20 protein-coding genes and 1 tRNA gene are annotated in these 24,784 nt (G+C 38.2%); 19 read left to right on the forward strand and 2 right to left on the reverse strand.

Annotation, left to right across the window (positions count from 1 at the left end):
- The first annotated feature begins 195 nt into the window (after nt 1-195).
- From H5087_RS04280 to H5087_RS04320, 9 genes are all read left to right on the forward strand, one after another.
- Entirely contained in the window at nt 196-1,233 is a 1,038-nt protein-coding gene (locus H5087_RS04280; RefSeq protein ID WP_182671306.1) for a response regulator, read from the forward strand.
- A gap of 19 nt (nt 1,234-1,252) precedes the next feature.
- A complete protein-coding gene (locus tag H5087_RS04285) occupies nt 1,253-1,867 on the forward strand; it encodes an isochorismatase family cysteine hydrolase (RefSeq protein WP_259397733.1) in 615 nt (204 codons plus the stop codon).
- The gene (locus H5087_RS04290) at nt 1,860-4,670 is read left to right on the forward strand and encodes a PAS domain-containing hybrid sensor histidine kinase/response regulator (protein ID WP_182671307.1); all 2,811 of its coding nucleotides are present in this window, start codon (nt 1,860-1,862) and stop codon (nt 4,668-4,670) included. The genes H5087_RS04285 and H5087_RS04290 overlap by 8 nt, the downstream gene beginning before the upstream one ends.
- Nucleotides 4,671-5,322: 652 nt before the next feature.
- Nucleotides 5,323-5,613, forward strand: coding sequence for a hypothetical protein (locus H5087_RS04295; protein ID WP_182671308.1), 291 nt, complete (start codon nt 5,323-5,325; stop codon nt 5,611-5,613).
- Between the two features lie 427 nt (nt 5,614-6,040).
- On the forward strand, nt 6,041-6,853 hold the full coding sequence (locus tag H5087_RS04300) for a bifunctional diguanylate cyclase/phosphodiesterase (RefSeq protein ID WP_259397734.1): 813 nt from the start codon (nt 6,041-6,043) through the stop codon (nt 6,851-6,853).
- A 108-nt stretch (nt 6,854-6,961) separates the two neighbouring features.
- A complete protein-coding gene (locus H5087_RS04305; protein ID WP_039489282.1) occupies nt 6,962-7,336 on the forward strand; it encodes an Hpt domain-containing protein in 375 nt (124 codons plus the stop codon).
- 9 nt (nt 7,337-7,345) lie between these two features.
- Nucleotides 7,346-8,743 carry a sigma-54 dependent transcriptional regulator gene (locus tag H5087_RS04310; RefSeq protein ID WP_082007326.1) on the forward strand — a complete coding sequence of 466 codons (1,398 nt, stop codon included), beginning with the start codon at nt 7,346-7,348 and terminating at the stop codon, nt 8,741-8,743.
- Between the two features lie 113 nt (nt 8,744-8,856).
- Nucleotides 8,857-9,387, forward strand: a complete 531-nt coding sequence (locus H5087_RS04315) for a peroxiredoxin-like family protein (protein WP_182671309.1) — start codon at nt 8,857-8,859, stop codon at nt 9,385-9,387.
- A 237-nt stretch (nt 9,388-9,624) separates the two neighbouring features.
- Complete coding sequence (locus H5087_RS04320; protein ID WP_024595972.1) at nt 9,625-10,071, forward strand: Hsp20 family protein; 447 nt, start codon at nt 9,625-9,627, stop codon at nt 10,069-10,071.
- A 60-nt stretch (nt 10,072-10,131) separates the two neighbouring features.
- Here the strand turns inward: H5087_RS04320 and H5087_RS04325 are convergent, their stop codons facing one another.
- Together H5087_RS04325 and H5087_RS04330 are read right to left on the reverse strand one after the other, a co-directional pair.
- Complete coding sequence (locus H5087_RS04325) at nt 10,132-11,688, reverse strand: cryptochrome/photolyase family protein (RefSeq protein WP_182671310.1); 1,557 nt, start codon at nt 11,686-11,688, stop codon at nt 10,132-10,134.
- Nucleotides 11,689-11,977: 289 nt separating this feature from the next.
- A complete protein-coding gene (locus tag H5087_RS04330) occupies nt 11,978-12,439 on the reverse strand; it encodes a globin domain-containing protein (RefSeq protein WP_002958480.1) in 462 nt (153 codons plus the stop codon).
- A gap of 434 nt (nt 12,440-12,873) precedes the next feature.
- Between H5087_RS04330 and H5087_RS04335 the strand changes: the two genes are divergently transcribed.
- The 10 genes from H5087_RS04335 to H5087_RS04380 all read left to right on the forward strand — a co-directional run bounded on the left by H5087_RS04335 (nt 12,874) and on the right by H5087_RS04380 (nt 24,707).
- Nucleotides 12,874-12,950, forward strand: a tRNA-Met gene (locus H5087_RS04335).
- Nucleotides 12,951-13,231: 281 nt separating this feature from the next.
- A complete protein-coding gene (rimP, locus tag H5087_RS04340) occupies nt 13,232-13,687 on the forward strand; it encodes a ribosome maturation factor RimP (RefSeq protein ID WP_002958482.1) in 456 nt (151 codons plus the stop codon).
- Nucleotides 13,688-13,726: 39 nt separating this feature from the next.
- Nucleotides 13,727-15,226, forward strand: a complete 1,500-nt coding sequence (gene nusA, locus H5087_RS04345) for a transcription termination factor NusA (RefSeq protein ID WP_182671311.1) — start codon at nt 13,727-13,729, stop codon at nt 15,224-15,226.
- 25 nt (nt 15,227-15,251) lie between these two features.
- Nucleotides 15,252-17,912 (forward strand): translation initiation factor IF-2, encoded by a 2,661-nt coding sequence (gene infB / locus H5087_RS04350; protein WP_002958484.1) that lies wholly within the window; start codon nt 15,252-15,254, stop codon nt 17,910-17,912.
- 109 nt (nt 17,913-18,021) lie between these two features.
- Entirely contained in the window at nt 18,022-18,504 is a 483-nt protein-coding gene (gene rbfA, locus H5087_RS04355; protein ID WP_182671312.1) for a 30S ribosome-binding factor RbfA, read from the forward strand.
- The gene (gene truB, locus H5087_RS04360) at nt 18,488-19,447 is read left to right on the forward strand and encodes a tRNA pseudouridine(55) synthase TruB (protein WP_002958489.1); all 960 of its coding nucleotides are present in this window, start codon (nt 18,488-18,490) and stop codon (nt 19,445-19,447) included. The genes rbfA and truB overlap by 17 nt, the downstream gene beginning before the upstream one ends.
- 153 nt (nt 19,448-19,600) lie before the next feature.
- Nucleotides 19,601-19,870 (forward strand): 30S ribosomal protein S15, encoded by a 270-nt coding sequence (gene rpsO / locus H5087_RS04365; RefSeq protein ID WP_002958490.1) that lies wholly within the window; start codon nt 19,601-19,603, stop codon nt 19,868-19,870.
- A 527-nt stretch (nt 19,871-20,397) separates the two neighbouring features.
- Entirely contained in the window at nt 20,398-22,524 is a 2,127-nt protein-coding gene (gene pnp / locus H5087_RS04370) for a polyribonucleotide nucleotidyltransferase (RefSeq protein WP_182671313.1), read from the forward strand.
- Nucleotides 22,525-22,666: 142 nt separating this feature from the next.
- Nucleotides 22,667-23,545, forward strand: coding sequence for a lipoprotein NlpI (gene nlpI / locus H5087_RS04375; protein WP_002958493.1), 879 nt, complete (start codon nt 22,667-22,669; stop codon nt 23,543-23,545).
- The gene (locus tag H5087_RS04380) at nt 23,532-24,707 is read left to right on the forward strand and encodes a hypothetical protein (RefSeq protein WP_182671382.1); all 1,176 of its coding nucleotides are present in this window, start codon (nt 23,532-23,534) and stop codon (nt 24,705-24,707) included. Before nlpI ends, H5087_RS04380 begins: the two co-directional genes overlap by 14 nt.
- Nucleotides 24,708-24,784 lie beyond the last annotated feature (77 nt).

Below are 24,784 nucleotides of genomic sequence, written 5' to 3' on the forward strand. Positions count from 1 at the left end.
AATCGATTACACCATTCTAATAAAAACTATAAATCATATATTGCATAGTAATATGATTTGCAAAATGCGAATGAGAAACTAAAGCGCTGTCTGTCTAATACTTAAGTATATGAATGCAAGTGTGTTTACAAGAATTAATTTGTGGCACATAACTTGATGATTAAGAGCTATACATTGGGTTAATGAGAATACATTATGAATATTAATAGTCACGTTTTAGAAATTATCCAAGGGGTAATCGGTAAATATTGTGAAACCCAAAATCGAAATTTTTCAATTACTTTAATTAACAAGTTGCAATGTAACTACGTTTGTTTGCAAATTCCTCTTGAGCAAATGATTGCGCAATGCGAGGAATTTCTGATTCCAGCGCTAGCATCTGTTAAGCAGAGCTTTTTACTTAACCTAGAAGCAAATATGCAAGGGGTTAGTCTTCATTACCAGATTGATGATTCTGAGCAAGTAAGCACGCTGGATTTTCATGGGCTTTTAGCAACAAAAGAGTCTGTTAGTTTGGCACTTGATATTAGCCAAAATATAGACGTTCTAACTGATTGTGAGGCGTTATTTAAAAGTTGTTTAATAACATCGGATAATACCCATGAGCGCTTTGGCTTAAATTTTAAATTATTCAATAGCACTTTTAAGGAAACGGTACAGATTGAAGATTTACGTCACCTTAGTGGTGATGCGCTAACTGATAAACTAAATGGTGACAGCATAAATAGACACATAAAGTTATGCACTATTAGCGACATTAGTGAGCTGAGCCAAGAGAATAAACTATCTAAAAAAATATTAGGTTGGCCATTTTTTGATACTGACCTCATTGCTATTTTAACAACATTTCATTCGCAAACACGTTTATCTGTATTAGTGGCGGATGATAGCTTACCAAGCCAAATTGCAACAAAAGTGATGCTCGAAATGCTGGGCTGCTTAGTAACATGTGCAGAAAATGGCGCTAGTGCTTTAACGCTTGCTCAAAATGAACCATTTGATTTACTGCTCTTAGATGAGCGCATGCCAGGAATGTTTGGCAGTGACGTAGCACAGCAATTAGTGCGTCAAAATACCCCTAATAATGATACACCCAAAGTTATTTTAACGGGGCTAACAGGGGATGAACAGATAGCTGAGTTATTTGAAAAAGGTATTACGCACTATTTACAAAAACCAGTGACCAAAGCAGTGCTCGAAAAGTTTATTAAACCATGGCAATTAGCGTCTTAAATTGGTTAATAAGGTGGCAATGATGCATGACTTTTCTAAAACAGCGCTTATTTTGATTGGTTTTCAAAATGATTACTTTTCACCAAAAGGTATTTTGTATGGCGTGGTTGAAGAGTCGTCAAGAATTACTGGCGTGGTAGAAAATACACTCTCTTTATTGGCCGCCTGTGCAGAGCAATTTGCGTTAGTTGTTAATACACCCATTCATTTTACACAAAACTACAGTGAGCTTAAAAATCCGATTGGCATATTAAAAGCTATTGCAGATGTGGGCGCATTTAAAGCAGGTTCGTACGGCGCTCAAACCATTGAGCAGCTAGATTTTTTTAGCAATATTATAGAAGTGGTGCCTGGGAAAAGAGGTTTAAATGCTTTTACACATACTGCTCTAGCGCAAAAGCTCAAAGAACATGGTGTCACTAATGTAATTTTAGCCGGTACGGTGACTTCTATTTGTATTGACTCAACTGCGCGTACGGCTGTTGAACTTGGTTTTAACGTCACTATTTTAAGTGACTGCACATCGAGTCGCACTCCTTTTGAACAAACTTTTTACTGTGAAGAGGTTTTTCCTCTTTATGCGCGAGTTTGTGATAGTAAAACTTTTATTAAGCATTGGAGAGAGCATGGATAACAACGATGAACTACAAGTGCAAATCCAATATGCATTGGTCGAAAAGCTCTCCAATAGTAATCGACGTCAAGCAAAGCTATTAGCTATTTTAGATGAATGTATTTTTGAGTGTGATAAACATTTAAATCTTACCTATATTAACGAAGCATGGGAGAAGAAACTAGGTTACTCAAGCGATTCATTAATTGGTTCTAATATTACTAAGTTAATGAATTGCGATGATATTATGCATTTTGTTGCATACAGTTGTTGTTTGCTTGAAGGAAAGCAGACTCCTAGTGTAGAAATACAAATAAAAAATAGTCATGGACTCTTAAACTGGTTTGAGTTGAGGCTAGTTTATGATGAAAAAAGCGGTTTTATAGGTTCACTCTATGACATTCAACGCCATAAAGATTCTCAATTCTTACTAACGCAACAGCAAAAATATGTAAAGCGCTTATCGCTTGTTGCGAGTCATACAAATAACTTAGTAATAATTACAGATAAATTTGGCGTAATTGAGTGGGTTAACAATAGTTTTGAAGTACTTACAGGTTACACCTGTGATGAGGTTATAGGCACCAGTCCTGGTCATTTACTGCAAGGGCCAAAAACATGTGAAAAAAGCCGTAAGGTCATGTCTCATGCCGTAAAAAATGGACTTCCTTTTCAAGTTGAAACTACAAATTACGATAAAAACGGTAATATTTATTGGGTTGCTATTGATGCAAACCCAGTGCGAGATGATGAAGGCCAAGTAAAGCACTTTATCGCTATAGAAACTAATATTACGCAGCGAGTTAAAGCCGAACAAGCAATGGCAGAGATAGAATATAATTATCACTCTGTCGTTGATAATATCCCTGATATTGTTTTACGCCTTGATACATTTGGCAATCTATTATTTATAAATCAAGCATGGCAGCGAGTGCTACACAGCAGGGTAGATGAGAGCCTTGGTTTACCTATAATTAAGTTTATAGCAAAAGAAGATGTAGAAAAAATTAGTAGCACTTTACTTGATTATAAACAAGGTAAGCGTGATATACGTCGCTTTGATATACGTTTAATTAATGCACAAGGTATAAATAACTGGGTCGAAATTACACTTACTCCAATTGTTGGTGGCTACGAAAGTGATTTATCATCAATTGCTGCGACACTTGTGGATATACAAGAGCGTATTGAAAGCGAGCAAATATTACTTGAAGCTAAACATCAGGCAGAAACCCTAGCGGAGTCAAAAAGCCGATTCATGGCAAATATTAGTCATGAAATTCGCACACCATTAAATGCTGTGATTGGATCTGCAGATATTTTGCATCATACCGGTTTAACTTCTGAACAAATGCGCTATACACAAATGATTAAAACAAGTTCTGACGCGCTATTAAGTGTATTGGACGATGTATTAACGTACTCACGTTTTGAAGCACAAGCCATAACACTAAATAATCAGCCATTTAGTATTGATACGTGTATTGAAGAGGCAATAGATATAATTTCCCAAAGCGCTTTACAAAAAGGGCTTGAGGTTATTTTTGATTTTTATCCTGATGTACCAGCTCAAGTAATTGGTGATCATGCCCGTATAAGACAAATAGTCATAAATTTATTAGCCAATGCGATTAAGTTCACTCAACATGGTGTAATAACGGTTACTGTTAAGTGCACTCATATTGAAGGTAATAATTTAAACCTTTATATATCTGTAAAAGACACGGGTATGGGAATTGCAAAAAATAAAATTGACAGTATGTTTATGCCTTTTATTCAATCCGATAATTCAATTACTCGAAAGCATGGTGGGAGTGGTTTAGGGCTTGCGATATGTAGGCAAATTTGTGATGTAGTCGGTGGAGATATTTCGGTTAGTTCTGAGTTTAATAAAGGAAGCGAGTTTGTAGTTAATTACCCGCTGCAAATAGACACAACTGACTCAATTTTAAGAGAAGGGTTTGCAGCACGAAGTAAAAAGCCAAAAGTATGGATAGTAGGAAATCACGAAATTCTAAAAACAGCCTTGGAGCATACGCTCACTCGGTTTTCTATCACTTTTGAACACTACGAAGTATGCCCAGATATACCCAAGTACGATAGTTTTCCTGATGCAATTGTACTAACTGATCCTCAAATGTTAGCCCAAACACGCGAGCGTATAAATACATACAACTCCCTTAATTCACCGTGTTTACTCATCCTAGATTTGCTAGGTAAAAGCTTATTACCGCAAAATATTAACGACAGAGAGCTCAGGTTAAATGGCCCTTATAAAGTATCCCATGTACTACGAGCAATTAGTTTATTAGAAGAGCAGTTGTTTCATTTGGATATTATATTTACCAATCGTGAGCAAAAAGAAACTTTAGAAAGCCCCTTAGGGTTAACTCAGTTAAGCGGAACCAATGTATTGGTTGCTGAAGATAATACGAATAATCAAATTGTAATTCGGCAGTTTTTAGAACAAAAAGGTTGCCGTGTGCATATTGTTAGTGATGGTCAAGAGGCAATAATAAAGGCGCAAAGCGGTGAAATTGATATTATTTTTATGGATATCCAAATGCCAATACTCGATGGGATTTCTGCAACTAAAGCAATCAGAAAGTTAGGTATAACCACTCCTATAATAGCACTCACTGCAAATGCGATTCATGGTGATAAAGAGCGATTTATAGACGCGGGGATGAATGACTATTTAGCTAAGCCAATTGTAAGTGAGACACTTTATTTATTACTTGATAAATATGCCCCAGAGCAGGTTATTGAATCTAAACATTTAAAGCTCTCTCGTTTAGCGCAAGTGTGGGAAAAGCTGAGTTGAGCAATGAAGGCTAGGGTTTGTTAAACGTTTAGGGTTAAATTTGCAGCAGTGTGGTTATTTTCCATAAATGGGCGATAACGTAGCATTAATGCCAAACAGGCGCTGCCCAAAGGGATCTTCCTAGAGGCTATTTACTCTTTGTTGCCAACATGGATGTAGTTAAGGGGCGTGAGCAGGACGCAGAAGCTTTGCTCGGTTTTACATCGATGTAAGTTAGTAGGGTAACGCAGGAGCTGTTACAGAACCCGCTGGGTTATAAACCTCGCGCCGGGATTAAACCGCCTGTAGTTTGAACGAATTTTAATCCGCAAAGATCAACAGACAATATAAAAAGTGGGTTTGTGTTGCATAAAACTTGATAAACGGAGAAATCAACCTAGTATTTTAGGGGTAAGTTAAATTTATTTTTTAGTAATTAATGAGTGTTTTTAGTGTGTGTTTTTTTAATTTGATTCGCAAATTGCAATTCAAAATAAAAATAAAATGTTATGAACTTTATTTAAATACTCAATCATACCTTTAATTTATTTTAACGACTTGATTTTGTAAGGTTTTTACTTTTTTGTAAAGTTGTTATCTGGTTGGCACGACTTTCGCAATATATTAAATATCAAATCAAGACGAATTTAGTTAAATTTTTAAGGGGTGCAATATGCAAACAAACACAAAAGCCAAACAACAGCCTAAAGGTAACAATTGGGTACTAACACCTGAAATTATGGTTTTGTCAATTTTGCTTGTTGCCACTTTAGTAATAGGTATAACAGTTTTACGAGGTAGCGATTCGATTGAACCGCTGGCAGATATTCAGCCAATTACTTTTACACAAGCTGATGTTGAAAACGCTCAGTTGATGAGTAATACGTTTGACTCGCAAAATACCAACTATGCACAACATGTAACTTCTTCTAAAAACGAAAATAACGACACTCTTCCAAACTAGAGACTTTTGCGCAGGTAACTATTTATAGTTGCCTGCGTTTTTTTATGTTCCTACCACCAATTTAACTTTTTAATCCCTCCCCATAAAATTATTTATATTCTCTTAAATTTAGATGGTGCTTAACCTAAACAGGGTTTTATCAAAACTTTCTCTTTTCTCATATACAATTGCTAATATTAGCTTTGGTCAGTATCTATTAACTGGCTTATCTGTGTTTTATAAGCTCGATTAAGCGCTCACTTGCCAATTTAGCTGCATTGCAAACTGAATTGCAAAATGCGAATGAAATGGGAGAAGTAAATCCATTTAATCTTCTAATTTAACTACCTGAATATATTGGTTTTTATTTCTGTTTTTTGTATTTAAAATGGCCTGTAAATTGCTCTTTAATATAATAAGTCACTAAGAGTGAAACCGGGGCAAAATCATGAGTGCGTTTAAATACCTAGAATCGGAAAAACCAGTCAATCTAGCAAGATGGCATGAGTTAGAGAGGATCATGTCTGATTCAATGCAAAATAATTATTTTAAAATGGTTTATCAACCGCTTGTATCATTGGGATCTGGAAAGCTGGTCGGCTTTGAGTCGCTAGTAAGGTGCCAATCACCGCGCTTTGGCATTGTTGGCCCTGATGAGTTTATCCCTCATGTAGAGCAATCGGGAATGATTTTAGAATTAGGTGACTGGATTTTTGAGCAATGCTTGTCTGATTTAAAGCATATGCGGCAGTTTGGTATGACAGATATTGCTGTTTCATTAAATATTTCACCGTTACAAATCTTAGATGGTGATGTGTTTTCAAAAGTAATGTCTTTGCTAGAAAAGCACCAAATACCACCACAGGCTATTAAAGTCGAATTAACGGAAACAGCGCTCATTCATAGTCCTGATAAAATAGCTAAGGCGTTTGAAAACTTCCATAAAGAAGGCGTAAAGGTGTGGATTGATGATTTTGGCACTGGGTATGCCTCTTTAGGTTTACTTCGTCAATTTGATATTGATGGTTTAAAAATTGATCGCAGTTTTGTAAGTGGTATTGCAACTAATAATGAAGACTTTACGTTATGTAGCGCAATTATTGCGATGGCTCAACGATTGGGTTTACAAACGGTAGCAGAGGGTATTGAAGAGAATGAGCAATTACAAATATTAGAACAACTTGGTTGCGATATAGCTCAGGGGTACCTGCTAGATAAGCCGCAAACGTTAACTAAAAGTATTGATACTTGGACTTTGTAAATGTTTATATTCATTTTGATTTGCAAAATGCAAAAAACAAATTACTCTTAAACTACAACTCTTACATTTGATTAGTGTAAGAAGTTTTAACTTACACAAAGGTTATCTATGCCCATATCAGAGCAGTTTGTCGATAAAAGTATTACCGAGCTAAATGTATTAACTCAACTCGAAAAGGATGTTGGGACAACCGTGTTAGCTCGTTTAATTAAATTATTTATTGATGAATTAGTTACTATGGCTAACCAATTAGATACGGCAATTAGTAGTGAAGATACTATAAAAATTAAAGAAGTAATGCATGTCTTAAAAAATTCAGCAGCTTTATATGGTGCATCTGCTTTAGCCGCGTTAGCAACACAATTACACGATTCGCCACCGTCAACTACACAAGAAAACTTGCACGCAGCGCTTGTTATTAAACACAACTTGGATAAAACCCGAGATGCGTATCAAATAATGAGTAATAGTATAGCTATCTAGGAGAAAGCTGTGTCAGATATAATTGATAAAGGTCTTGTTTATATTGTTGAAGATAGCATTGCCAGTGGTGCTTTATATGCAAGTCAGCTTGAGCAGGCTGGTTTCCAATGCAAACACTTTACAGATGGGTACTCTGCTTTAGTCGGTATTAAAGAAAAAATGCCAGCGGTCATAGTACAAGACGTATGCTTGCCAGATATAAGTGGGCTTGAGGTATTACAATTTGTAAATAAGCAGAAAAATCCTGCTAATGTAGTCATGATCACTTCAAACAGCTCTATTGATATTGCAGTGGAAGCAATGCGTTTAGGCGGTTTTGATTTTTTAGAAAAACCTTTCACAAGTCAACGACTCATTAGTTCAGTAGAAAGTGCCTTGACGCCAAAAGAGCAAGTTAAAGTTCAACCATTGGTTAAAAACAGGGATAAAAATCAAGATTTTGTTGGTGAATCTCTGGCAATGAAAACCGTTTTTAGATTACTTGATAGTGCAGCTAGAAGCAAAGCGTGTGTATTTATCACAGGTGAAAGTGGAACCGGTAAAGAAGTTTGCGCACAAACCCTTCATGATACAAGCCCGAGAAATACAGGACCATTTATTGCCATAAACTGTGCAGCTATTCCTGCTGAGCTATTTGAATCAGAATTTTTTGGTCATGTTAAAGGTGCGTTTAGTGGGGCATTAAGCGATCGAAAAGGGGCTGTTGAAGTGGCCAACGGCGGTACCTTATTTTTAGATGAATTATGTGAAATGGAACTTAACTTACAAGCAAAGTTATTACGCTTTTTACAGACAGGCATTTTTAGTAAGGTGGGTAGTAGTGAAGTATTACACAGCGATGTTCGTTTAGTCTGTGCAACAAACAGAAACCCAATCATAGAGGTTGCAGAGGGGCGTTTTAGAGAAGATTTATATTACCGTTTAAATGTTATCCCCGTAAAGCTCCCCCCTTTAAGAGAACGCGGAGGCGATATATTACTGCTTGCTGAGTATATTTTGAAACAAAAAAGCGATAGTAATGCAAAGCATTTCACTGGTTTTTCTGATGAAGTTAAGGCGCTTTTTTGTAATTACGATTGGCCAGGAAATATTCGCGAACTACAAAATGTAATTGAAAACACCGTTGTTATTAATGATGGCGATGTAATTGAAAAAGACATGCTACCAAGCTCATTTGGATTAGGCGCTGTGAAGCACTCGATATCCGCTAAGTCAGTTCACAATACAAACGAGCAGAGTGTTCAACTATCGCCTATGTCTGTTCATGATATAGAACCTTTGTGGCAAGTTGAAAAAAGGGCGATTGAAAATGCAATTAAAAGCTGTGAAGACAATATTCCTCTTGCTGCTGCTTATCTAGGGGTTAGTGCATCTACCATTTATAGAAAAATAAAGGGATGGTCTTAAAGTTATAATCGATTTTTAATTACACTTTTCAGGTCGAATTAATAAAAGTTACCCTAAGCTTTATGGGTAAGAGCAAATTAATTTTTAATCTGACACAGTAAAAGGAGATCGCAATGAGTAACACTAGTTTAAAACCTGCGGATATTATGCCATCACTAGTCGTGAGTGATGTTGATGAGAACAAGGTAGATTTAGTTGATAGAGTAAGTGACTCTCCTTGGAAAATGATTGTTGTTTATCGAGGCCAGCACTGCCCTAAATGTACTGCGCAACTTAACGAGCTTGCTAAAGTTCATAAAGACTTTAAAGATGCTGGTGTTGAAGTGGTTGCGGTAAGTGGTGATAGCCATGAGCAGCTTGATAAACATCTTGAAAAAATAGATGTTAACTTCCCAATTTACTATGGTTTAACAATCGAACAAATGACCGATTTAGGGCTACATATCAGCGAGCCTCGCAGTGATGCAGAAACTGATCATCCATTTGCTGAGCCAGGCATTTTTGTACTTAATGAAAAAAATCAGCTTCAAATGGTCGATATATCAAACAGCCCATTTGTTCGTCCTGATTTAGAGCAACTGCTAGGTGGGATTAAGTTTTCTAGAGAAAACGACTATCCAATCCGAGGCACATTTATTAAATAACATTCATTTTCATGGTTTCAAAAGGCACTTTTTAGTGCCTTTTTTTATTTATTTTTAATTTTTTTAAAATTAATCTCTTGAAAACAATTTTACCGTCCATATATAGTTTGGTAGGACGCCTGATGGGTCCTAAATTAAACTTAAATAATTGAAATTTATATTATTAATTAAACTTTGCTTGAGCTTGTTCAATAGAAGAGCACATGCAAAATATCGCTTAAATATGAGGATATTATTATGCGTACAGTAGACTTATCACCACTTTATCGTTCATTTATCGGCTTTGAACATTTAGCATCACTTATGGATGCGGCAGCTAATACAGATAAGCAGCCAAGTTTTCCTCCTTACAACATAGAAGCACTCGATAAAGACAAATACAGAATCACTATGGCCGTTGCCGGTTTTAGCGATAACGAATTAACCATTGAGTCAGAAAATAACACATTAAAAGTTACAGGTACTAAAGCAAATAAAGATGAAAACGCAGAGCGTAAATTTATTCATCAAGGTATTGCTGAGCGTAACTTTGAACGTAAATTCCAGTTAGGAGATCACGTAAAAGTACTCGGCGCAGATTTAGCCAATGGCTTACTAAGTATTGACTTAGAACGTGAAATCCCTGAAGCGCTAAAACCACGCAAAATTGAAATTGGTAATAGCAATCTAATAGAAGGTAAATAATCTTCTAAAGTACATATTTCCCTGATTACTTAGCCGCCTCATTCGAGGCGGCTTTTTTGTTTACAGCGCTTCTAAATTATTAAGGTAGTAGGTTGCTTGTTGCAGCGTTTGTTCTTGGAGTGTTTTTTCTTGTTTATCCCAGTTTTTATATACCATACCAATACGTGGGTTCTTTTCTAGTCTGTCTCTGTGTTTATTCATGAAATGCCAGTACAGGCTATTTAGCGGGCAAGCTTTATCACCTACTTTTTGTTTAACATCGTACTGACAGCTTTTGCAGTAATCGCTCATCTTATTAATGTAGTTACCGCTTGCAGCATAAGGTTTAGTCGCAATTATTCCATCATCGGCAAACTGGCTCATTCCTCGGGTGTTGGGCATCTCTACCCACTCTATGGCATCGATATAAACACCTAGGTACCAGTTATCTACGTCATCAGGGTTTATTCCTGTAAGCATGCAAAAGTTTCCAATAACCATTAGGCGTTGAATATGGTGGGCATAAGCGGTTTCAAGGCTTTGTTTTAATGAGTGGCTTAGGCAATTCATTTTTGTTGAGCTGTTCCAAAAATAAGATGGTAGTGTGTTTTTGGCTTGTAATTGATTTTTAACAGCGTAGTCGGGCATGTTAATCCAATAAATGGCACGTACATATTCTCTCCAACCTAATATTTGCCTAGTAAAGCCCTCTACTTGCGAGGGGAATATTTCACTTGGTCTTTGTTCGTATTCTCTTATTACACGTTTGATTACATATAACGGGTGGAGTATTTTTGCGTTTAGGGCAAACGATAATCGGCTATGGTACAAGCTGGTATTATTTTTACTTTGATCTGTCATCGCATCTTGAAAGTGACCAAAGCAACTAAGTAAATGCTCGCAAAAGTATTCTAGAGATTCAATAGCTTGTTTACGCGTTGTTGGCCACTCTAGTCTCTGATCGGCTATTTCGCCAAAGTAAACGATCTTGTGCTTATTTAAGCGAGAAATGATGCTCTTGACATTATTATTGAATAGCTTAGGTTTTGGTATACACGCTAAGTCAGCTTTGGAAAATTTATTACGATTATTACTGTCAAAATTCCATTTGCCACCGGTTGGCTTAGTATCATCAACTAATATATTAAACTGCTTACGCATAGCACGATAGAAGTGCTCCATTGTCACATGCTTGTTTTTTGTAAAGCGTGTTTTTATATCGGTGAACGGTAATAAAAAATGTTCAGTATCTGTGGCAATTACATCAAATGAGCCATCACTTTTAAACTTAGCTAATTGAGACTTAAGCCTAAACTCATCAGGATATTGATATTCAATAGTTTCGCATTGGTATTTATCGGCAATTCGCTTAAGTAATTCAATTAAGTCTTTGTCGTCAGAGGTATCGTCAAGTGTCAAATGCAAAACATTAAAACCTGCCGTTTTTAATGCAGTTGCAAAGTTTTCCATAGCATTAAAAAAAGCACACAGTTTTTGAATGTGATGCTTAACGTAGTCGGTTTCTTGTTTTAATTCTGCGATGAGATAAAGCGTGTCGTCGTCTTTTTGTTTATACCATGAATGAGATGGGTTTAGCTGATCGCCTAGTATTAATCTAAGTGTTTTATGATGGGTCATAGTAAAGCCAAATTTTTTTATACGGGCATAGTTAATTAAACGATCGTTTTAATATTTTACAACAAGCAAATAGGAGTAATTAAGTGCATAACGACAATAGTTTGCTGTTTTTAATGCTGGGGATTAGTTGTTTCTTGAGTTTAATAATAGATTAGTAAAACGAATAGAGGCGGTAAATAACGCAATACATTGTGCTGTTAGCAATAGGGCAAAAAAGTTTAACCGCATATCAAGGCGTTCCTGATTAAGGGGAGATTAAGTAAATTAAGTCTCCCCCCCAATTGAATATCTAAATTTTATTACTTTGCTTTTGCTGCATTCTTTGTTGTAACGAAACCACATTGGTAACGTTGAAAAGAACATTGCTTGCAAAGCTTTCAAAGTACCTAAGCGCTTTTTTCCAAGCGAGCTGACTCTCAGTAGTAAAATGTTTACCAAGGTGCTCTTCAAGGGTTTCGTAAAAAGCGTTAGATAAAAGGGCAATGTCACTGTGTGAAGCGCCGCTTTTTTTTAGATACATTAAATGGTGAGCTAAAAAAGGAGCTACCGATGCTGGTTTATCTAAATGCTTAACAATTCGTTCTAATACGCAAAAGAGGGTAAAGCTCTTTTCGTTAAACTGTAAGGCCGTCGGGTAATTCATCTCAATACTAGATTGGGCTAATTTACTATGAAATTTAGCCGTAAACGCATGAAAGTTAGGCTTAATAATTGTTAAGTTATTTAATAATGCTGATTGTTGTTGATTCATTTTTATCTCGTTGCAGTGAGTAATAACTATTATTATCAAGTAGGAATAATGTTGATTATAGCGGGCAGTTCAAATTCTGCACGTTTTTTAGTGTGAAAGTATGGCTTTTTGTTATATCTATTTACTTTCTGGTAATTAGTGAGCCTTTAAAACGTATTTTAAGAGTTATTAAACTTCAGTTTATCTGATTTTTTTCCTGAAATAATAAGCTACTACATTTTATGACTCATGTATGGGCATTTTATAAAGTTGGCTGATTACTTATGTTACTTACATATACATTAAATTAGCATCTTGACGAATTGCAAATTTTATAAACTAATTGCGTATTATAGTTGCTAATTATCCTGTACATCCTTATAATAGCGGCCATTGTTTAGCGTGTTGTATAACAGCTAACAGCGATATTAAATTTAAGGTTTGATATCTATTGGCGCGGGATGGAGCAGTCTGGTAGCTCGTCGGGCTCATAACCCGAAGGTCGTCGGTTCAAATCCGGCTCCCGCAACCAATTCTACTAGTAGGTATTACCTTACTAATTTATATCGCGCATTCTAAGTAATGCGCGTTTTGCGTTTTAGGCTATGTAGTTTAATTAGGTCAGTTTACTGACTCGCAACCAAGCTTGGCCCTCGGCCACACAGTTTTATGCTTTATTGGTGTGACGCCCCGCTTGGTTCGGGGCGTTGTTGTATCTGCACCTTACGATTTGTGGCAATTGCTATCAAATTAAAATTTAAACTCAGTATTTTAGGGCTATAAGCCCTTTTTTTGTTTGTATGGAGGATTTTCGTGACAAAACTTGAACAAGATTTAGTAACCATGTTAACGCCTGCGGTAGAAATGTTAGGCTTTGAGTTGCATGGTCTTGAATTTGTACAAGCGGGTCGCCATTCTACCTTAAGAGTATATATTGCTCATGAGGATGGGATCTCAGTTGATAACTGTGCGGATGCCAGTCGCCAAATTAGTGCGATTTTAGACGTCGAAGACCCAATTACAAATGAATATGATTTGGAAGTATCGTCTCCTGGTGTTGATCGTCTATTATTCAAACAAGATCACTACGAGCAGGCGCAAGGAGAGGAAGTACGCGTGCGTACTAAACTTCCACAGGATGGTCGTCGTAATTTTAAAGGCGACTTAGTAGCAGTTAGCAGCGATATGATCACACTATCTAGCGATGGTGCAGAGCATCTGATCATGCTTAGTAACATCGAACGTGCGAATTTAATCGCGAAGTTTTAAATTCGAGTGCGAAGGAATAGGGCAAGCGAGGCATTACCCATGGCAAAAGAGATATTATTGGTTGCTGAAGCCGTTTCCAATGAGAAAGCGGTTCCAAAAGAAAAGATTTTTGAAGCTCTAGAGTTCGCTCTAGCGACAGCGACAAAGAAAAAACACGATGGCGAAATTGAAGTACGTGTAGCAATTGACCGTAAAACCGGTGATTACGATACGTTCCGTCGCTGGCAAATTGCCGCTGTATTAGAAGATGGTTCTTTAGAGAACCCATACAGCGAAATCACTCTAGAAGCAGCACAGGTTGAAGAACCTGATTTGCAAATGGGTGATTATGTTGAAGAGCAAATTGACTCAATCAAATTTGACCGTATTACAACACAAATGGCTAAGCAAGTTATCGTACAAAAAGTACGTGAAGCTGAGCGCGCTTTAGTTGTTGAAGCATACAAAGATCAAGAAGGCGAGCTGGTAACGGGTGTTGTTAAAAAAGCAACTCGCGATGCAATCGTACTTGATTTAGGTAACAACGCAGAAGCGGTAATTTACCGTGATGACATGTTGCCACGTGAAAACTTCCGCCCGGGTGATCGAATCCGTGGTCTTTTATATGAAGTTAAACCTGAAGCACGCGGTGCACAATTATTTGTAACGCGCTCTAAACCTGAAATGCTAATGGAATTATTCCGCATTGAGGTGCCAGAAATTGGCGAAGAGATGATTGAGTTACGTGCAGCTGCACGTGATCCAGGTTCACGCGCTAAAATTGCTGTTAAATCTAACGACAAACGCATTGATCCAATTGGTGCATGTGTTGGTATGCGTGGCGCACGAGTTCAAGCTGTATCGTCTGAGCTTGGTGGTGAGCGTGTTGATATCGTACTTTACGATGACAACCCAGCACAATTTGTTATCAATGCAATGGCGCCAGCAGAAGTTGCTTCAATCGTAATGGATGAAGACACTCACTCAATGGATATCGCTGTAGAAGCCGATAACCTAGCACAAGCAATTGGTCGTAATGGTCAGAATGTTCGTTTAGCAAGCCAATTAACTGGCTGGGAACTGAACGTAATGACTGTTGAAGACATGCGTACTAAAAATGAAGCTGAATCTGATAAGTTACTTAACTTATTCACTGAAAATTTAGATATAGATGATGAGTTTGCATCATTACTTATTAACGAAGGTTTCTCGACACTTGAAGAAGTGGCGTATGTACCTGCGTCTGAATTTTTAGAAATTGATGGTCTTGATGAAGATACTGTAGATTTATTGCGTTCACGCGCAAAAGATGCATTGACAACTAAAGCACTTAAAACGGAAGAAAGCTTAGATGGCGCAGAGCCTGCTGAAGACTTACTTGCGCTTGAAGGCTTAGAGCGTCACTTAGCATTTGTTATGGCAAGCAAAGGTGTTGTTACACTTGAAGACTTGGCAGAGCAAGGTATTGACGAATTAGTTGATATCACAGAACTTTCATCTGAAAAAGCGGGTGAACTGATTATGGCTGCACGAAACATTTGTTGGTTTGCAGACGAGTAATTTATTAACGGAGGTATTACACACTATGGCAGAAGTAAATGTTGAAAAACTAGCCGGCGATATAGGTACAACTGTTGATAAATTGCTACAGCAGTTTTCACAAGCAGGTATCACTAAGCAAGCAACTGATAACGTAACAGAAGCTGAAAAAGCAACGTTACTTGATCATTTAAGCAAGCATCATGGTGGTACAGGTTCAGATGGCCCAGCGCGTATGACTTTACAACGTAAGAGCAAAAGCACATTAAGTGTGACTGGTTCTACGGGTAAAGCTAAAGATGTTCAAGTTGAAGTTCGCAAAACACGTACCTACGTGAAGAAAAGCGCAATGGAACAAGAACAAGAGCAAGCACGCTTAGCCGCTGAAGAAAAAGCCCGTCTTGAACAGCAACAAAAAGCTGAACAAGAAGCCGCAGAATTAAAAGCGAAACAAGAGGCAGAACGTAAAGCGAAAGAAGAAGCTGACCGTAAAGCCAAAGAAGAAGCTAAACGCAAAGCTGATGCAGAGCGTAAAGCGAAACAAAAGCAGATGACCCCAGAGCAAAGTGCTAAGTCTGAGAAAGATCGCATAGAAGCTGAGCGTCTGCAAAAAGAAGCAGAAGAGGCCGCATTGAAGAAAGCTGAAGAAGAAGCGAAACGTCAAGCAGAAGAGGCAAGAAAGCTAGCTGAAGAGAATTCAGCACGCTGGAAAAAAGAAGAAGAAGAACGTAAGAAACGCGAAGAAACAGCGGATCACCATCTTACGACTTCAACTTATGCACGTGAAGCAGAAGATGTTGCCGATGCTCGTGATGAGCAAGGCACTCGCCGTGCTAAGAAAAAGAAAAAAGCGCCAGCAAAAGATAAATTTGCAGCGTCAAGAGGCCGTAACAAGTCTAAATTAAAAGCACCAGCATCGCTGCAGCATGGTTTCCAAAAACCAACTGTTGATGTTAAAAATGAAGTGCGTATTAGCGAAACAATTACAGTAGCTGAGCTTGCATCACGCATGGCTGTTAAAGGCGCTGAAGTTGTTAAAACAATGATGAAAATGGGTGACATGGTTACTATTAACCAAGTGATCGACCAAGAAGCTGCACAACTAGTTGCAGAAGAAATGGGTCACAAGGTTATCATTGTTAAAGAAAACGAATTAGAGCAAACAGTACTTAACGACCGCCATGAAGATGGTAAGTCAGAGCCTCGTGCTCCAGTAGTAACTGTAATGGGTCACGTTGACCATGGTAAAACATCGACTCTAGATTACATTCGTTCTGCGAAGGTTGCTTCTGGCGAAGCCGGTGGTATTACACAGCATATTGGTGCATACCATGTTGATGTAAACGGCAATATGATTACCTTCTTAGATACTCCAGGACATGCTGCATTTACATCAATGCGTGCTCGTGGTGCTAAAGCGACAGATATCGTAATCTTAGTGGTTGCAGCAGATGATGGCGTTATGCCACAAACCAAAGAAGCGGTACAGCACGCACGTGCAGCTGGCGTTCCTTTAATCATTGCTGTAAACAAAATGGATAAAGAAGGCGCAGATCCAGATCGCGTTAAAAACGAACTAGCTCAGCTAGACGTTATCCCTGAAGAATGGGGCGGCGATACGCAGTACGTTCATATCTCAGCTAAAACTGGTCTAGGTATTGATGACCTTCTTGAAGCCGTACTTATGCAATCTGAGCTTTTAGAGCTTTCAGCCCCTACCGAAGGTATGGCTGCAGGTGTTGTAATTGAATCTCGTCTTGATAAAGGCCGTGGTCCAGTTGCATCAGTACTTGTTCAATCTGGTACGCTTAACCAAGGTGACATTGTATTATGTGGTCTTGAGTATGGCCGTGTTCGTGCAATGCGCGATGAAAACGGTAAAGATATCAAGTCGGCAGGTCCATCTATTCCAGTGGAAATTTTAGGTCTTTCTGGTATTCCAGCTGCAGGCGACGAAGCAACTGTAGTTAAAGATGAGCGTAAAGCGCGTGAAGTTGCTTTATACCGTCAAGGTAAGTTCCGCGATGTTAAACTAGCACGTCAGCAAAAAGCTAAGCTTGAAAACATGTTTACTAACATGACTGAAGGTGATGTTTCTGAAGTTAACGTGGTACTTAAAGCAGACGTTCAAGGTTCTATCGAAGCAATCTCTGATTCACTAACTAAACTTTCTACTGATGAAGTAAAAGTGAAGATTGTAGGCTCTGGTGTTGGTGGTATTACTGAGACTGATGCGACACTAGCTGCAGCGTCTAACGCAATTGTAGTTGGCTTTAACGTTCGTGCTGATGCTTCTGCTCGTAAAGTGATTGATACTGAAAACTTAGACCTTCGTTATTACAGCGTAATTTATGCCTTAATCGAAGAAGTTAAGCAAGCCATGTCAGGCATGCTAGCACCTGAGTTTAAACAAGAAATCATCGGTCTTGCTCAAGTTCGTGACGTATTCAAGTCTCCAAAAATTGGCGCAATCGCTGGTTGTATGGTTACTGAAGGTGTTATTAAACGTAGCGCTCCAATCCGTGTACTACGTGAAAACGTGGTTATCTATGAAGGTGAACTTGAGTCACTTCGTCGCTTTAAAGACGATGTTGCTGATGTTCGTAACGGCATGGAATGTGGTATCGGCGTTAAGAACTACAATGACGTACGTGTTGGTGACCAAATCGAAGTATTTGAAACAGTTGAAGTACAACGTACTCTTTAATTGTTAGCTCGCTAAACTAATAAATGGGGGCTTAGCCCCCATTTGTGTATCCATTATTTAATTAGCTTATTATTAAATTTCAATAAGTTATGATTTTAGGACAAATGCAATGAGAGAATTTTCTCGCACTGATCGTGTTGCACAGCAAATCCAAAAAGAAATTGCTGTAATTTTACAACGCGAAATTAAAGATCCACGCTTAGGTATGGTGACAGTGTCAGCGGTAGAAGTATCGCGTGATTTATCTTATGCCAAAATCTTCATCACTGTGTTTAACACACAAGACGAAGATGCAGCAAAGCAAAGCGCAAAAGTACTTAATGAAGCAACGGGTTATATTCGCTCGTTACTTGGTAAGCGTATTCGTGCACGTATAATGCCTGAGTTAAAGTTTGTAGTTGATAACTCTTTAATGGAAGGTATGCGTATTTCTAATTTAGTGGATTCTATTATCCGCGAAGATAACGCAAAGCATGTAGATGAAGATGTAGAAAGTGTTGATGCTGATACTTCAGATAGTGAACAAAGTACTAAGCACGTAGAAGATACAGATAGCGAAGAAGGCACTGATACAGATGGCAAAGCGCAGTAAAGGCCGTGCAGTTGACGGTATTTTGTTGTTAAACAAACCGCAAGGCATTTCATCAAATAAAGCTCTGCAGCAAGCGAAAGGTGTTTATTTTGCACAAAAAGCAGGACACACTGGTGCTTTAGATCCACTTGCTACAGGTATGCTACCAATTTGTTTTGGTGAAGCGACTAAGTTTACGCAGTTTTTACTCGATACAGATAAAACCTATATCGTTCGAGCAAAACTGGGTGAGCGTACAACAACATCAGATTCTGATGGCGAAATTGTTAGTACTAAAGATGTGAACGTAACGCGTGAGCAGTTAACAAAAGAAATTGCAGCTTTTGTTGGTGAGTCAGATCAATATCCATCAATGTACTCAGCACTTAAGTATCAAGGTAGACCATTATATAAGTACGCACGAGAGGGTATTGAAGTCCCTCGTAAATGCAGAAAAATAAATGTGTTTAGCTTATCGTTTGACGAATTTGATGAACAAAACAACGTATTACAAATGACGGCTCATGTATCAAAAGGGACGTATATTCGTACAATCGTTGATGATTTGGGCGAAAACCTAGGGTGTGGCGCACACGTTATAATGCTTCACAGAACTGCTGTTGGTCAGTATCCGGCAGATAAAATGGTTTCGCTTGATGAAATTGAAGCGTTGCTTGCTAAAGCAAAAGCAGAAGAGCTTGCGCCTTCTACTTATTTAGACTCGTTGTTATTACCTATAGACACTGCTTTAACTGATTTACCTGTTATTGAAATTTCGAAAGAGCAGGGCAAAGTATTTAGTCATGGGCAAGCAGTCGAGTTACCTGAAGCTTTACCTGAGGGGGCAATTAAAGTTGTTGCGGATGGTGTGTTTATTGGTACTGGCGAGCGCAACTCAAGTGGCCATTTAAAGGTTAAACGTGGTCTTGCTAGCCAGCAAGATGATTACGTAAAGCCTGAATAAGCAATTAGTGTGCCCAGCAGTGGCTTATTAGTTGTAGATGGGAATAATTAACTTGTAGTTATTCCCACAGTTGGTAGAATACGCCGGCTTAATCGTTTTGGCTGAATTAGTGATCGGCTAAGACACCTTTTAAATTTAATTTTTGGAGTTACTATGTCACTAAGCAATCAAGAAAAAATCGATATCATTGCTAAATTTGCACGTGCAGAAGGCGATACAGGTTCATCAGAAGTACAAGTAGCATTACTTACTTATGATATCAACAAGCTTCAAGGTCACTTTGCTGATCACAAGCATGACTTCCACTCACGTCGTGGTCTGCTTCGTAAAGTAAGCACTCGCCGTAAACTACTTGATTACCTTAAAGGTAAAGATATCACTAGTTATACTGCACTAATCAAAGAACTTGGCCTACGTCGTTAAGAACTAGATTATAGAAATGGGAGCTTTTTAGCTCCTTTTTTTGTGCCTAAAATTTGTGTTTGAAAATAAAGCAAATTTATAAACTTATTGAATTATATTGTAAAACTCCTATTTCATAGCTTATCAAGCATCGTTGTATTTACCCACTCATTAGCCCAACTTAAATCTAGTAGCTAGTGTGTGTTGACCTTTCGTGATTAATTTTGCAGCTGTATGTTTGGTCTTTAGGCAAGGCAGCGCCTATGTAGTGTGGTTATTCCCCATAAATAGGCGATAACGCAGCATAAATGCCAAACATGCGCTGCCCTAGGATGAACAAATTTCAATCCACAAAGAACAACACACCCTAGACTCGCATTTTGAAGTAGCTTTGGTATATACTATGCGCGTAGGTAAAAAGGTTTATCTGCAATTATTCACATCATTGCCAATTGTAGTACTTAATTGATTTCCAACTGAATACAATTATGTACTGTAATTGGTACTTTGATGACAACTTATTAGAATACATTTAAGGAATATTTTAAGTGCAAGCAATTATTAAAGAATTCAAACTAGGTCAACATACAGTGACTCTAGAAACTGGTGCAATCGCTCGTCAAGCAGACGGCGCTGTACTTGCAAGCATTGGCGACACTTCAGTTTTAGTAACTGTTGTTGGTAAGCGTGAAGCACAACCTGGTCAAGACTTTTTCCCACTAACAGTTAACTACCAAGAGCGTATGTACGCTGCTGGTCGTATCCCTGGTGGTTTCTTAAAGCGTGAAGGCCGTCCTAACGATGGCGAAACTCTTATTGCACGTCTTATTGACCGTCCAATTCGTCCACTTTTCCCAAGCGGCTTTGTAAACGAAGTACAAGTTATTGCTACTGTTGTTTCTGTTAACCCTGAAATCCAACCTGATATGGTTGCGATGATTGGTACTTCAGCAGCACTTGCTATCTCTGGTATTCCATTCAGTGGTCCAATTGGTGCATCTCGTGTTGGTTACATCAACGGCGAATACGTACTTAACCCTACATTAAAAGAGCTTGAAGAAAGCCAACTTGATTTAGTGGTAGCCGGTACTGATAAAGCGGTACTTATGGTTGAATCAGAAGCTAACGTACTTGCAGAAGACGTAATGCTTGGCGCTGTTGTATATGGTCATGAGCAATCTCAAGCGATCATTACTGCAATCGAAGAATTTAAAGCGCAAGCAGGCAAGCCTACTTGGGATTGGACTGCACCTGAGAAAAATGTTGCACTAGAAGATAAAGTAGCAACTATTGCTGCTGAAAAAGTAGGCGCAGCTTACTTAATCACTGATAAAGTAGCGCGTAAAGAAGCTCTTGGTGAAGCTAAAGATGAAGTTGTTGCAGTATTAACAGCTGAACTTGCTGAAGGCGAGTCTTTAGACAAGCAAGAAATTGGCAAAATCTTCGGTTCACTTGAGAAGAAAATCGTTCGTGGCCGTATCGCTGCTGGCGAAAAACGTATCGATGGTCGTGAACCAGATATGATTCGTGCACTAGACGTAATGACTGGCGTATTACCGCGTACTCACGGTTCTGCTATCTTTACACGTGGTGAAACTCAAGCGTTAGTAACAGCGACACTTGGTACAGAACGTGATTCACAGTTAATCGACGATTTAACTGGTACTCATAAAAACCACTTTATGCTTAACTACAACTTCCCTCCATTCTGTGTAGGTGAAACTGGTTTTGTTGGTTCTCCTAAGCGTCGTGAAATCGGCCATGGTAACCTTGCTAAGCGTGGTATTTCAGCTGTAATGCCTACACTTACTGAGTTCCCTTACTCAATCCGTGTGGTATCTGAAATTACTGAATCAAACGGTTCTTCTTCAATGGCGTCTGTTTGTGGTACTTCTCTAGCACTTATGAACGCGGGTGTACCAATTAGAGCATCTGTTGCCGGTATTGCGATGGGTCTAGTTAAAGAAGACGATAAATTCGTTGTTCTTTCTGACATTTTAGGTGATGAAGATCACTTAGGTGACATGGACTTTAAAGTTGCCGGTACTGCTGCGGGTATTACTGCACTTCAAATGGATATCAAAATCGAAGGTATCACTCAAGAAATCATGCAAATTGCGCTTAAACAAGCAAAAGCTGCACGTTTACATATCTTAGAAGTGATGGATGAAGCGATTTCTGCTCCTTCTGAAGAGCTATCGATGTTTGCTCCTCGCATATACACAATGAAAATCCCACAGAAGAAAATCGCTGAAGTTATTGGTAAAGGTGGAGCAACTATTCGTCAGCTTACTGAAGAAACTGGTACAACGATTGAAATCGGTGACGACGGTACAATTAAAATTGCCGCTACAGATGGCGAAAGTGCAGCTAATGCAATTAGCCGTATTGAGCAATTAACAGCTGAACTTGAAGTAGGTACTATCTACGAAGGTAAAGTTGTACGTATCGTAGACTTCGGTGCGTTTGTAAACATTCTTCCTGGCAAAGATGGTCTAGTACATATTTCTCAAATTAGTACTGAGCGCGTTAATAACGTGGCTGATCACCTTTCTGAAGGTCAAGAAGTTAAAGTTAAAGTACTAGAAGTAGATCGCCAAGGCCGTGTACGTCTAAGTATTAAAGAAGCAATGGAATCAGCAGCACCTGCAGCTGACGCGCCAACTGACGCGTAATTGCTAACTTATTAATCTAGTTATATTAGCTAGATAGTAAAAAAGGGGCTGTTTAGCCCCTTTTTTTTATGCTTTAATGAAACCTTATTGGACAAGGTCTGTCTTATATTAATCGCGATATATCTTGGTATTAAGGATTTTAATGATACTCAAACATTTAGCTTTGGCATCTTTTGCTATTTTGTCTTTAAGCGCTTGCCAAACTACAACAGAATCAGAACCTACCCCGATTGTTAATGTGCCATTTACTGCACCTTTAGCTTCTGACTTTAGAAGTGAAATTGCTATTGCACGCTACTCAGAGCTATTAAATAGAGCCGACTTAAGCGAAGAACAACAAGCTAAGCTTTATTACGACCGTGGTGTACTTTTTGATAGTCTAGGTATGACAACTCTTTCGCGTATTGATTTTAATCGCGCAGTAAAGCTTAAGCCTGATTTAGCTGAAGTGTATAATTTTTTAGGTATTCAACATACGCTTATGCAGCAGTATGAAAAAGCCTATGAGTTTTTCGATTCTGCCCTAGAACTTGATGAAGAGCATGAATACGCCTATTTAAATCGTGGTATCGCACTGTATTACGGCGACAGAGCAGGCCTTGCTAAAAATGATTTTAATGAATTTTTAGCTCGCTCTCCAAAAGATCCGTACCGAGTTTTATGGGTTTATTTAGCACAAGCACAAGAGGATAAAGCCGTTGCGCTTGATGCACTTAAACAAAATGCCACTGCGCTTGATGAGTCACAATGGGCGTACCAGTTAATTTCTCTTTATACGGGGGATATGAGTGAACATGCATTTTTATCTGGCATTAGTGATGGTGTTAGAACTGAGCAAGAATATGCGCAGCGTTTATGCGAAGCTTATTTTTATTTAGCTAAAATGCATCAAGCAGCAGGTGAGCTGTATTTAGCATCAGACTACTTTAGGCTTGCGCTAGCAACTAATGTACACGAGTTTATTGAGTACAAATATGCGCGTTTAGAGCTTGAGTTGATGCAGGGTGTTGACGCAAGTTAAGCGTTTTAAATTAATAGGTGTATTACTATGTTGTTTGTTAATTACAGGCTCGAGTAATCACCTAGGCGCTATTGGCTTTTGGCATGTTTTAAACGTAAAAGCTAATGTGCTACAAAGTTATTGGAAATCACCTGGTTATTTTTCTGATCACTTAGAGCAGTTACCAAATACCTCTTTAGCTATACTCGCCCGCAGTAAAATTTCTTCAGCCCAATATATGTATTCTCTTAAGCTTATTAAAAACAGTCAGAGCGATACTGCAAAACAATTTTGGCTCAGAGCATTAAATGATTTAACAATCCCAGAGCGTAAAATATTAGCAGCAAAGTTACTTGAGCACTCACGTTGGAGCGATTTAAAGTTACTAGCTAGTAAAAAAAAATTACCAGCTGGGGATGTGCTAAATCATCTAAAGCTTCAGTTAAAAACACCACAGAGTAAAGTATCTAGTGAGTTTATCCACGCTCTCGGTTTTTCATCTTTAATAAATATAAGTAAACCTAATAAGCAATGTATGTTTAACGTGCTGACTATGAGCGATCATCGCAGTGGCTTATATAAACTCACCGAGTTTATTAATGCTTATAATAAACAGCCAGAGCCCCGTGAAAATATTTTTTGCTTTTCAAAACCTGTTTACGTTGCAGGTATGCTTGAGTGTAAAAGTAGCACTAATCAAATAGCAAAGTGTGACTGGCAATCAGCTAAACTCAATAACCAGCTTCCTAACAATTTTGATTTTATAGTAATGATGCCAAAAGATGGAACGGCTAATGTTACTAAAGGAACAATGCTAATAAACTCAAAAGCAAAATACAGTGTGTTTTTGCATGAGTTGATGCATTTTAACGGTTTTGAAGATGAATATGCTTTGCCTAAAACTAAACAAGCATGGTTGTGTGCAAAAACAGGTTTTGTGGCACCTAATTTATTTATTTCTCATGATGAGTCGCCCCCAATAGGCTGGCATAAAGCAAAGAGTTGCCAGATAGGTGGTGTTGCATATAAACCTAGTGAAAATTGGTCTATTATGCAATATCAGCAGTTAGGGCTCTCGGCGCAGTATAGAGAGATTTGGTTGAAGCATTTAGATATGACCAATGGTAATTCTTATCGCCACTCCAGCGCGCTTACATTTGCAAATAAGGCCATATTAAATTAACAATTATCAGTATTAATTAATTGTTTTTGTAGGCTTAATAAATTGTTAGTTCATGTTTAAAAAACACCCATACAGAA

Source organism: Pseudoalteromonas sp. SR43-7 (genome assembly GCF_014163785.1).
GTDB classification, from domain to species: Bacteria; Pseudomonadota; Gammaproteobacteria; order Enterobacterales; family Alteromonadaceae; genus Pseudoalteromonas; species Pseudoalteromonas distincta.